Here is an 11,239-nt window from a genome sequence, read left to right as displayed (position 1 = left end):
GGAGCGGTAGTTCAGTCGGTTAGAATACCGGCCTGTCACGCCGGGGGTCGCGGGTTCGAGTCCCGTCCGCTCCGCCAAAAATGAAGAAGCCCGCCTTGTGCGGGCTTTTTCATTTGTATTTCCGGCTGCGCCCGCTTGCGGGCGCGTAGCTGCGGAGCGGAGGAAGCCGCCTGCGCGGCTTCCGGCGGGACTCGAAGGGATGCGCGTGCGCGCGCATCCGCGGCCTGCGGGATGTGGGCGAATCCGGTCCGCTCCGCGCAATTCGCGATTGCATCCGCGCAGGACTGCGCTATCGTGACGGAATGCGTTCTGGACCCCTGCGCGATGCTCGACCCGACCGACCTGCGAATCCTGTATCAGCTCCGTCCCGCGGAGCCCGGCGATTTCCCGTTTGCCGAAGCGCTGACGCACGGCAACATGGGCGGCTATTACAAGCGCCACGGGCTCGTCTGGCGCAGCGACCTGTTCTATGCAAGCTGGCGCGAATCCGAGAATTTCATCCTCGAAGCCGACGGCGAGCGCATCGGCGTGCTGCGCGTGACGGAAGAGGGCGATTCGCTGCATATCCGCGATGTCCAGATCGCGGCCGGCCATCGCGGCCAGGGCGCCGGCACCTACATGCTCGACATGTCGCATCGCTGGGCGCGCGCACGCGGGCTGCACGAACTGCAACTGCGCGTGTTCGTCGACAATCCGGCCGCGCGGCTCTACCAGCGGATGGGCTATCGCGTGACGGGCCCGCGGCTCGCGCAACTCGGCTCGATCCGGCATATGGTGCGTCCGGTCTGACGGGCCGGTTCCATGAAACGTCCGGGAGTCAGCGGGCGGTGTCGAGCGCGTCGTCGTCCTGCGTATCGTCTTCGTCCGCCGCGAGACCTTCCGCGCCGCGGTGCTCGTAGCCGCGCAGCATGAAGGCGCGCGGGCTCTCGCCGAAGGCGCGCCGGAACATCGCCGAAAACGCGCTCTGGCTCTGGTAGCCGAGCTCGCGCGCGATATGCGACAACGGCCGCCCCTGGTTCAGCAGCGGAATCGCCCGCGCGAGCAGCGCCTGCTGCCGCCACTGCGAAAAGCTCACGCCCAGTTCCTGCTTGAAGAGCCGCGAGATCGTGCGCGTGCTCGCGCCGACCTCGCTCGCCCAGTGTTCGAGCGATTCCGCATGCGCCGGTTGCGCGAGCACCGATTCGCACAGCGTGCGCAGCCGCTTTTCGTCGGGCATCGGCACCGACAGCGGCAGCGGTTCGGCATGGCTCAGCTCGTCGAGGACGAGCCCGCACAGCAGGCGTTCGCGCGCCGGGCTCGGATCGCGCGCGCCGAGCGCGACGATCAGTTCGCGCAGCAGGCCCGTTACCTCGACGACGCGGCACGCGTCGAGCCCGTCCGGCACGATCGATTCGTCGATATACAGCGTGCGCAGGTACGCGTCCTCGACGATCACGACTTCGTGCGTCACATGCGGCGGCACCCAGATCGCGCGGGACGGCGGCACCATCCAGGTCGTGCCGGTCGTCGCGACGCGCAGCACGCCGCGCGACGCGTACGCGAGCTGGGCCCACGCATGCGTGTGCAGCGGGATGCGCCGGCCGGCGTCGACCTGGCGTGCGCGCACGCGCATCGGATGGACGCGGGTGGGCGCGAATTCGGGCGGGATGTCGATGACGTCGAACGGAGTCGATGCGTCGACCGTGACGGGCGGATTCATGGGCGATTCGGCGCGGCGGCGATGCCGTTATTGTAGAAGGGGCCGTGCAAGCGCATGCGGCGGTTTTTCGGTCGATAATGCAGCGTCCAAATGAACTTTGTATGGGGCTGCGCGCATTCGGGCGCCGGGGTTTGCCGGTATTGACGGCCGGCCGCGGATCGACGCGAACGCGAATGCCCGCCCCCGATCGACAGGAGACGACATGACACTGGCCACGACCGATCTGTGCGACGCGCACGAAGACCTGCTCGCCGCCGGCACGCTGCGCGTGCTCGAACCCGCATTGCGAGCGTATGGCGGTGCCGCGCGCTTCGCCGGCCCGGCGGCGACGCTGAAGCTGTTCGAGGACAACACGCTCGTGCGCGCGGCGCTCGAGCAGGACGGCGGCGGGCGCGTGCTGGTGGTCGACGGCGGCGGCAGCCTGCGCTGTGCACTCGTCGGCGGCAACCTCGGCGCACTGGCCGAGAAGAACCATTGGGCCGGCATCGTGGTCTATGGATGCGTGCGCGATTCGGCCGAATTGCGCGCATGCAAGGTCGGCGTGCTCGCGCTCGCGACGCATCCGCGCAAGAGCGACAAGCGCGGTGCCGGCGAACGGGACGTGCCCGTCACGGTGCTCGGCACGCGGATCGCGCCGGGCGAGTGGATCTACGCCGACGAGGACGGCGTGCTCGTCAGCGCGACGGCGCTGACCTGACACGGCAACGCACGAATCGAAGAAGGAGAAGCAGATGCGCCATGTATTCGTCTACGGCACGTTGAGGGCGGGGGAGGCCAACGACATCGGCGCCGCGGCCGCGCGGCACGGCATCGCCGCGCCGAAGCTGCTCGGGGCGGCCGCGCTGCCGGGCGAACTGTACGATTTCGGCACGTATCCGGGGATGACCGCCGGCGTGTCCGGCCCGTCGCTCGTGTGGGGCGACGTCTACGAGATCGACGAGCGGCTCGTCGCGGTGCTCGACGAGATCGAGCGCGTGTATCCGGGCGTCGACACGCTGTTCCGCCAGGAGGCGGTGACCGTCGAGCTCGGTGGGCGGCAGTACGCGTGCCTGTACTATCCGATCGCTGCGCACGCGACGGCCGACCGTCCGCGCATCGCATCGGGCGACTGGGTCCAGCACCGTCGCGAACGGGAAGCGGCCTGAGCGCCGGCGCGGCCGGTCCGGCCGGTCGGCACGAACGCTCGCTCATGAAAGAAAAGCGCCCGACGGGCGCTTTTTTGCTGTCGCGTCACACGATCGCGAGCGGACGAAACACGGGCAGGCCGACCGAAGATCCGGCCTGCCCGCGCGTCGTCAGATTTCCTCGTACAGCGGCAAGGTCAGGAATTCGGTGAAACCTTCCGACGTCGACATCTGTTCGAAGATCGCCGCGGCGCGCTCGTACGGTTGCGTGTTGCCGCCGACCGAACGCTTCACGTTGTCGAGCTCGACCTTGATATAGTCGCGCACGAGTTCCGCGGTGACCTTGCGGCCGTCGTCGAGCACGCCCTTCGGCGAGCGGATCCACTGCCACACCTGCGAGCGCGAGATTTCGGCCGTGGCCGCGTCTTCCATCAGGTTGTGGATCGGCACGCAGCCGTTGCCGTCGAGCCACGCACCGAGGTAGTGGATCCCGACGTTGATGTTGTTGCGCAGGCCCGCTTCGGTGATCGGCGCCTCGGGCTGGAAGTCGAGCAGGTTCTTGCCCTCGACCTGCACGTCGTCGCGCTGCTTGTCGATCTGGTTCGGCTTGTCGCCGAGCACCTTGACGAATTCCTCCATCGCGATCGGCACGAGGCCCGGGTGCGCGACCCAGCCGCCGTCGTAGCCGTCGGTCGCGTCGCGCTGCTTGTCCGAGCGCACGCCGCCCATTGCCTTGTCGTTTGCTTCCGGATCGTTCTTGATCGGGATCAGCGCGCTCATCCCGCCGATCGCCGGCGCGTTGCGCTTGTGGCAGGTCTTCAGCAGCAGCAGCGCGTACGCGCGCATGAACGGCACCGTCATCGTGATCTTCGAACGGTCCGCGAGGCAGAAGTCGCGGTCGTTCTTGAACTTCTTGATCGCCGAGAAGATGTAGTCCCAGCGGCCGGCGTTCAGGCCCGAGCTGTGCTCGCGCAGCTCGTACAGGATCTCGTCCATCTCGAAGGCGGCGAGGATCGTCTCGATCAGCACGGTCGCGCGGATCGTGCCGCGCGGAATGCCGACCGCTTCCTGCGCGGCGACGAAGATGTCGTTCCACAGGCGCGCCTCGAGATGGCTTTCCATCTTCGGCAGGTAGAAGTACGGGCCCGAGCCGCGCGCGATCAACTCCTTCGCGTTATGGAACAGGAACAGCGCGAAATCGAAGATGCCGCCGGACACGCGCTGGCCGTCGACCGTCACGTGCTTCTCGTCGAGGTGCCAGCCGCGCGGACGCACGATCAACGTCGCGACCTTGTCGTTCAGCTTGTACGACTTGCCGTTCTGCTCGAGCGAGATCGTGCGGCGCACCGCGTCCTTCAGGTTGATCTGGCCGTCGATCTGGTTCGTCCAGCTCGGCGCGTTCGAATCCTCGAAGTCCGTCATGTACGAATCGGCGCCCGAGTTCAGCGCGTTGATGATCATCTTGCGCTCGACGGGGCCGGTGATCTCGACGCGGCGGCACTGCAGGTCGGCCGGCAGCGGCGCGACCTTCCAGTCGCCTTCGCGGATCGCCTTCGTGTCGGCGAGGAAATCGGGGCGCTCGCCCGCGTCGAGGCGCTTGGTGCGCTCGACGCGCGCCTGCAGCAGCGCCTGGCGGCGCGGTTCGAACGTGCGGTGCAGCGCCGCGACGAGTTCGAGTGCGTCGGGCGTCAGGATCGCTTCGTAACCCGGCTTGATTTCGCCGGTGATCGCCATGCCTTGCGGCAGCGTGATCGGGGTGCTCATGAGTCTCATCTCCTTGGTCGGTCAGTTGCGGTTTCGGTGAAGGGGGAAGGCGGCAGCGCCGCGAACCTCATGCGCCCGGGCCGGGGCGCGTGCGGTTGGCGGGCTTGCCGGACGGAGCCGGAGTGGCGAGGAATGCGAGCAGATCGGCCATGCCGGCGCCGCTGCCGTCGGGCGGCATGCCGAGTTCCTCGGCGGGCGCACCCGTGCGGTTGAGCCAGAACGTCGTGTAGCCGAACCATGCGGCGCCGGCCACGTCCCACGCGTTCGACGACACGAACACGATGTCGCGCGGGTGCGCGCCGAACGCGGCGGTGCCGAGCGCGTACACGGCCGGGCTCGGCTTGTACGCGCGCACGGCGTCGGCCGACAGCACGCGATCGAACAGGCCGGTCATGCCGGCGCTCTTGATCGCGATGTCGAGCATCTGCGGATTGCCGTTCGACAGGATCGCAAGCGGCGGGCGCGGTTCGAGCGCACGCAGCTTGCGCAGCGCGGGCACCGTGTCGGGATAGGTGGACAGGCACGCGTATTCGTCCATCAGCCGCTTCTCGGCCGCGCTGTTCAGCGCGAGCCCGAGCGAGCGCGCGGCGAACCGCAGCGCGTCGAGCGTGATGTCGCGGAACGGGCGATAGCGCGCGCCGGCCGGATCGGCCAGCGTGCGCAACTGCGAATATTCGATTTGCTTGCGTCGCCACAGCTGCGACAACCGTTCCCCGCGGCCGGGAAACATCTGCTCGGCCGCAGCCACGACCGCATGCACGTCGAACAACGTGCCGAATGCGTCGAACAGAATGGCGTCGGGAGAGGAGAGTGTCGTTGTGGCCGACATAGCCTTGCGCTCCAGTTTCAGAGGTCGGGTCGATTCTATTCGTGATCGCTGGTATCAAAAAAGACGCTAATCATCACTTGATCTTTTACTTTCATATACCTAATCTTGAGCGGCTTCAGTCAATGTGAAGGACGGTGCGCCGTCTTTTCGAGTCATGGACCGGTTCAAACAGATCGAAACGTTCGCCGCGGTCGCGGCGAAAGGCAGCCTGTCGGCGGCCGCACACGCGGAGGGTGTCGCGCCGGCGATCATCGGCCGCCGCCTCGACGCGCTCGAGGAGCGGCTCGGCGTCAAGCTGCTGGTGCGCACGACGCGCAAGCTCACGCTGACCTTCGAGGGCTCGGCCTTCCTCGAGGACTGCCAGCGGATCATCAACGACATGCAGAACGCGGAATCGAGCGTGTCCGCCGGCGGCGTCAAGGCGAGCGGCCACCTGCGCATTTCCGCGCCGGCCGGCTTCGGCCGCCGGCACGTCGCGCCGCTCGTGCCCGAATTCAGCGGCGCGCATCCGGACGTGTCGGTCACGCTCGACCTGTCCGACCGGATGGTCGACCTCGTCAACGAAGGCTTCGATTGCGCGGTGCGGCTCGGCGAGCTGCCCGATTCGTCGCTCGTGTCGCTGAAGCTCGGCGAGAACCGCCGCGTGTGCGTCGCGTCGCCCGCGTATCTGGCGCGGCGCGGCACGCCGACCACGCTCGCGGAACTCGCGCGGCACAACTGCCTCGCGCTCGCCGCGAACGCGAACCAGCAGCGCGGCTGGGCGTTCCAGGAGGAGGACAAGGTCGTGTCGATCCGCGTGAGCGGCACGATGGAATGCTCGGACGGCGCGGTGCTGCACGAGTGGTGCCTGGCCGGACACGGGCTGGCGTGGCGCTCGTGGTGGGAGGTCGGCGAGGATATCGCGGCCGGGCGTCTCGTCAGCGTGCTCGATGCGTTCGCCGCGCCGCCGATCGGCATCCACGCGGTGTTCCCGCAGCGCCGGCACCTGCCGCTGCGCGTGCGGCTCTTTCTCGATTACCTGAAGCACACGTACGAGCGGCCCGGGTACTGGGGCGAATAGGCGGGCGAACAGCGTGACGGCGGGCCGGCCCGCGCGTTTTCGATATGAGGGCGAACCCGCTGCCGGCGCCGGTCGCGGCGTTTCGCACACTACAATCGAAACAGGCATGTCCGACGGGGCGCGGCCAACGGATCCGGCACCGCGCCGCGCGGCGTGCGACTGACGAAGGAGGGCGCGATGTTCCGGCACATCCTCGTTCCAACCGACGGTTCCGAACTGTCCCGCAAGGCGATCGACGGCGCGATCGACCTGGCGCGCGCGGTCGGCGCACGCGTGACGGCCTATGCGTGCCTGCCGCAGTATCCGTACTCGCCGTTTTCCGAAGTGATCATCGAGCCGCCGGCCGATTTCCGCGCACGCAGCGAGCGCGAGGCGCGCGCGCATCTCGACGAGGTCGAATCGGCCGCGAAGGCGGTCGGCGTCGCCTGCGACACCTGGACGAGCGTGCATCCGTCGCCGTACCTCGGCATCATCGAGGCGGCCGAGCGCGGCGGCTGCGACGTGATCTTCATGGCGTCGCACGGCCGCCGCGGGCTCGGCAGCCTGTTGATCGGCAGCGAAACGCAGCGCGTGCTGACCCATACGAAAATTCCGGTGATCGTCTATCGGTAATGCGGCGGCGGTCGTCCCGCGCAGGCGGCTGCGACCGGTGTCGAAACAAAGCGCGCCGGACCAGGCCGGCGCGCGTCGCTGTCATGGCGGCCCGCAGGCCGTGCGGCCGGTCGCGCGCGAGCGCGCGCCTGCCGTCTCCTCCCTGATTCCTGTTCTGTGGCGGGCGCCGGCGTGACGCCCGCTGCGCGTTACGCGACTTTCTTGCCGTCGAAGAACTGTTCGTCCTCGGTCGAGCCGTGCAGTGCGGTCGTCGATGCTTCGCGCTCGACCGTCTGCGTGACCGCGTCGAAGTAGCCGGTGCCGACTTCACGCTGGTGCTTGACGGCCGTGAAGCCCTTGTCGGCCGCCGCGAACTCGGCTTGCTGCAGTTCGACGAACGCGCTCATCTGCGTGCGGGCATAGCCGTGCGCAAGGTTGAACATCGAGTAGTTCAGCGCGTGGAAGCCGGCCAGCGTGATGAACTGGAACTTGTAGCCCATCGCGCCGAGTTCCTTCTGGAATTTCGCGATGGTCGCGTCGTCGAGGTTCTTCTTCCAGTTGAACGACGGCGAGCAGTTGTACGACAGCAGCTTGCCCGGGAACTGCTTGTGGATCGCTTCCGCGAACTTCTTCGCGTATTCGAGATCGGGCTTGCCCGTTTCGCACCAGACCAGGTCGGCGTACGGCGCGTACGCGAGGCCGCGCGAGATCGCCTGCTGGAGGCCCGGCTTCGTGCGGAAGAAGCCTTCGACCGTGCGCTCGCCGGTCAGGAACGGCTTGTCGTTGTCGTCGATGTCGGACGTGATCAGGTCGGCCGCTTCCGCGTCGGTCCGCGCGACGAGCACGGTCGGCGTGCCCATCACGTCGGCCGCGAGCCGCGCGGCCGACAGCTTCGCGACGGCTTCACGCGTCGGCACGAGCACCTTGCCGCCCATATGGCCGCACTTCTTCACCGAGGCGAGCTGGTCCTCGAAGTGAACGCCCGATGCGCCGGCCTCGATCATCGCCTTCATCAGCTCGAACGCGTTCAGCACGCCGCCGAAGCCGGCTTCCGCATCGGCGACGATCGGCGCGAAGAAGTCGACGTAGCCTTCGTCGCCCGGGTTCTTGCCTTCCGACCACTGGATCTGGTCGGCGCGCGTCAGCGTGTTGTTGATGCGCTTCACGACGAGCGGCACCGAGTTCGCCGGGTACAGCGACTGGTCCGGGTACATTTCGCCCGCGACGTTCGCGTCGCCGGCCACCTGCCAGCCGGACAGATAGATCGCCTTGAGGCCGGCCTTCACCTGCTGCATCGCCTGGTTGCCGGTCAGTGCGCCGAGCGCGTTGACGAACGGCTCGGTGTTGATCAGCGTCCACAGCTTTTCCGCGCCGCGCTTGGCCAGCGTGTGCTCGACCGCGATCGAGCCGCGCAGGCGCACGACGTCCTCGGCCGTGTAGCCGCGCTTGATGCCCTTCCAGCGCGAATCGGTTTCCCATTGCTTCTGCAGTTCCAGTGCCTGTTGCTGACGGGACATGATGCACTCCTTGACGTATTTGCCTGACGAGATGAATCGGACGATGACGATGCCGTTCTCGAAACGGGGGAGGATCTGCGTGCCGTTTCGCGAAGTCTTGTATAAGAGTCTAGGCAAATCGATGCGCGCGAAACAGAGGCTTTGCGGAGAGGCAGGGAAATTTTTATTCGTTATGAATCAGTATCTTGAAATTGTTGTTTCGCAATGGGAAACGATTTTTCCTATCCTGCAATCGGTCGCGTTGTGCCGCGCAGCATGATTTTTTACGACACAAAAGAATTTTCCGTATCGTGAAACGGTGCGCGGGACAAAAAAAACCGGCGCGGATGCGCCGGTCGATGGATCAGCGGGGCGGTGCAGGCACCGCCCGTGCGCGATCAGGATGCGGAGTTGCTGCGGCGCGGACCGCTGCTGCGCTGGCCGTCGCGACGGCCACCGTCGCGGCTGCCGCCCGGCTTGCCGCTCCAGCCGCCGCCGTTGCCGCTGCCGTAGCTGCGACCGCTGCCGCCATGACCGCCGCCCGGCTTGCCGCCGAAACGCCGGCCGCCGTTGCCGCCGCCCGGACGGCCGCGGCCGTTGCCGCGATCGTTGCGCGGGGGCGCCTTGCGCGGCTCGAAGCCTTCGATCACGTTGACCGGCAGCGGCGCACGCACGAAGCGCTCGATGCGCTTGAGCGCGCCTTGCTCGGCGTGGTGCACGAGGCTCACCGCGATGCCCGAACGGCCCGCGCGACCGGTACGGCCGATGCGGTGCACGTAGTCTTCCGCGAACTTCGGCAGGTCGTAGTTGAACACGTGCGTGATGCCCGGGATGTCGATCCCGCGCGCCGCGACGTCGGTCGCGACCAGCACGCGCACGCGGCGCTCGCGCAGCGCACGGATCGTGCGGTTGCGCGCGCCCTGCGGCAGGTCGCCGTGCAGCGCGGCCGACTGGAAGCCTGCGTCGGCGAGACGGCCGGCGAGCTGGTCCGCGTCGATCTTGGTCGCCGTGAAGATGATCGCCTGGTCGAGCGCGTTGTCGCGCAGCAGGTGATCGAGCAGGCGGTCCTTGTGGTCGCGGTCGTCGACGTAATGCACGGTCTGCGCGATGTTCGCGCGCGACTCGAGGCGCTGCTGGATCTCGATGCGTTCCGGATCCTTCAGCAGGCGGCTCGTCAGCGAGCCGATCTTGCCGTCGAGCGTGGCCGAGAACAGCATCGTCTGACGCGACTCGGGCGTCGCGTCGACGATCGTTTCGATGTCTTCGATGAAGCCCATGTCGAGCATGCGGTCGGCTTCGTCGAGCACCAGCATCTTCAGCTCGGACAGGTCGATGCGGCCGCGCTCGAGATGGTCGAGCAGGCGGCCCGGCGTCGCGACCAGGATTTCCGGGTTCTTCGCGAGCAGCATCAGCTGCTGGCCGTACGCGACGCCGCCGAGGATGCTGACGGTGCGCAGGCGCTTCAGGTGCTTGCCGTACGTCGATGCGGCCGTCGTGACCTGCATCGCGAGTTCGCGGGTCGGCGTCAGCACGAGCAGGCCCGGGCGTGCGACCGGTTGCGGGCGGCGGCCGCGGCGATCGCCCTGGTTCGGTTCGCGCGGCGCGCGCGGCTGTTGCGCCTGCGCCTTCTGGAGCTGCGCGAAGCGTTCGATCGCGGGCAGCATGAATGCGGCGGTCTTGCCCGAACCGGTCGGGCTCGACACCAGCAGGTCGCGGCCGGCGATGCCGGCCGGAATGGCGCGCTGCTGGACCGGCGTCGGCTTCACATAGCCGGCGGCCTGCAGCGCGGAGACGATCTCCGGCGACAGCCCGAGCGACGCGAAGCTCGGCTCGTCCGACGCCGGTTCGAGCGCGGCCGGTGCGGCGGCGGCATCGAGACCGAGCGCCTGGTCGGCGATCGCGTTGAGCGGGCTGGAGTTGATGCTCGAAGTCATAACAATCCTTGAAACACAGATGGGTGAAACGTCGGCGCCAATCGCGCATACCCAAGTCGTCGGATTCAACGAGCAAATCGGGAAACGGGTGCAATCCGCCAAACAGATGGCGGATGAGGCATTAGAAGCTGTTTTGGGTGCGGCGCGCCAGGAGCGAGGCCGCCAGCCTGTGAGTGACGACCGCGAGGGTCGAAGCAGGAGGGGACAGGTTCTAAACCGGATTGGAGCTTAACGCTACGAAGCGTCAGGCCGGAACGGCCTTCGGGCCGTGCGCGGAAGCGACGCAGCCAGCATTATAAGGATTTTTGCTGCGCCGCGCCACTGATTTGATTGCCGATTGCGTCGGGACGCGAACCGGTCAGGAAGCGGTGCCGTTCTTCAGCGATTCGACGAGTTCGATGTATTGCTGCTTCGCGTCATCCTGCGACGTGCCTTTCAGCGCATCCCAGGCGTCGTACTTGTATTTGCCGACGATGTCGGTGAAGCCCGGCTTGTCGCCGTGCGCATCGCCGTCGGTGGCCTGCTTGAACAGCGCGTACAGGCGCAGCAGCGTCAGGTTGCCCGGCCGTTCCGTCAGTTGCTTGACGTCGATCTGGGCCTGGTCGAAGCGGGCGGTGAGGTCGCTCATCGAGAGTCTCCGTAAGGGTTTCGAGTCGGGCGATCTTAACAAGCGGACCGCCGCGCGGGGTCGAGCGATCCTTCCAAACCGCCGGCCGCCGCGTATGCATCCGAAGATCGGGCC

The 11,239-nt window shown here is 67.3% G+C and carries 11 protein-coding genes and 1 tRNA gene; 6 read left to right on the top strand and 6 right to left on the bottom strand.

Annotated features, from left to right (window positions below; translation table 11 throughout):
• Window positions 1-77: transfer RNA gene (locus BST28156_RS03530), tRNA-Asp, on the top strand.
• A gap of 247 nt (window positions 78-324) precedes the next feature.
• Window positions 325-789 (top strand): GNAT family N-acetyltransferase, encoded by a 465-nt coding sequence (locus BST28156_RS03525; protein WP_009691766.1) that lies wholly within the window; start codon window positions 325-327, stop codon window positions 787-789.
• Between the two features lie 28 nt (window positions 790-817).
• On the opposite strand, the gene BST28156_RS03520 is transcribed toward BST28156_RS03525, so the two are convergent.
• Complete coding sequence (locus tag BST28156_RS03520; RefSeq protein WP_060239940.1) at window positions 818-1,699, bottom strand: AraC family transcriptional regulator; 882 nt, start codon at window positions 1,697-1,699, stop codon at window positions 818-820.
• Between the two features lie 202 nt (window positions 1,700-1,901).
• Between BST28156_RS03520 and rraA the strand changes: the two genes are divergently transcribed.
• Together rraA and BST28156_RS03510 are read left to right on the top strand one after the other, a co-directional pair.
• Entirely contained in the window at window positions 1,902-2,396 is a 495-nt protein-coding gene (gene rraA / locus BST28156_RS03515) for a ribonuclease E activity regulator RraA (protein WP_060239943.1), read from the top strand.
• A 34-nt stretch (window positions 2,397-2,430) separates the two neighbouring features.
• Window positions 2,431-2,844: a gamma-glutamylcyclotransferase family protein gene (locus BST28156_RS03510; protein WP_174901493.1), complete on the top strand. Its 414-nt coding sequence runs from the start codon at window positions 2,431-2,433 to the stop codon at window positions 2,842-2,844.
• A gap of 150 nt (window positions 2,845-2,994) precedes the next feature.
• Here BST28156_RS03510 and aceB read toward each other — a convergent pair whose 3' ends face one another.
• Entirely contained in the window at window positions 2,995-4,587 is a 1,593-nt protein-coding gene (gene aceB, locus BST28156_RS03505; protein WP_060240109.1) for a malate synthase A, read from the bottom strand.
• A 67-nt stretch (window positions 4,588-4,654) separates the two neighbouring features.
• The gene (locus BST28156_RS03500; protein WP_174901492.1) at window positions 4,655-5,416 is read right to left on the bottom strand and encodes a haloacid dehalogenase type II; all 762 of its coding nucleotides are present in this window, start codon (window positions 5,414-5,416) and stop codon (window positions 4,655-4,657) included.
• 154 nt (window positions 5,417-5,570) lie between these two features.
• On the opposite strand from BST28156_RS03500, the gene BST28156_RS03495 reads away from it, so the two are divergent.
• Window positions 5,571-6,476, top strand: a complete 906-nt coding sequence (locus BST28156_RS03495) for a LysR family transcriptional regulator (protein WP_174901491.1) — start codon at window positions 5,571-5,573, stop codon at window positions 6,474-6,476.
• 177 nt (window positions 6,477-6,653) lie between these two features.
• On the top strand, window positions 6,654-7,088 hold the full coding sequence (locus BST28156_RS03490; protein WP_009691773.1) for a universal stress protein: 435 nt from the start codon (window positions 6,654-6,656) through the stop codon (window positions 7,086-7,088).
• Window positions 7,089-7,276: 188 nt separating this feature from the next.
• On the opposite strand, the gene aceA is transcribed toward BST28156_RS03490, so the two are convergent.
• From aceA to BST28156_RS03475, 3 genes are all read right to left on the bottom strand, one after another.
• Window positions 7,277-8,584: an isocitrate lyase gene (aceA, locus tag BST28156_RS03485; protein WP_060239949.1), complete on the bottom strand. Its 1,308-nt coding sequence runs from the start codon at window positions 8,582-8,584 to the stop codon at window positions 7,277-7,279.
• 377 nt (window positions 8,585-8,961) lie between these two features.
• The gene (locus BST28156_RS03480; RefSeq protein WP_060239954.1) at window positions 8,962-10,497 is read right to left on the bottom strand and encodes a DEAD/DEAH box helicase; all 1,536 of its coding nucleotides are present in this window, start codon (window positions 10,495-10,497) and stop codon (window positions 8,962-8,964) included.
• Window positions 10,498-10,855: 358 nt separating this feature from the next.
• Complete coding sequence (locus tag BST28156_RS03475) at window positions 10,856-11,125, bottom strand: acyl-CoA-binding protein (protein ID WP_009695479.1); 270 nt, start codon at window positions 11,123-11,125, stop codon at window positions 10,856-10,858.
• Between the last annotated feature and the right edge of the window lie 114 nt (window positions 11,126-11,239).

The organism is Burkholderia pseudomultivorans, from assembly GCF_902499075.1.
GTDB lineage: Bacteria > Pseudomonadota > Gammaproteobacteria > Burkholderiales > Burkholderiaceae > Burkholderia > Burkholderia pseudomultivorans.
This window is presented reverse-complemented; position numbering and strand designations above follow the sequence as displayed.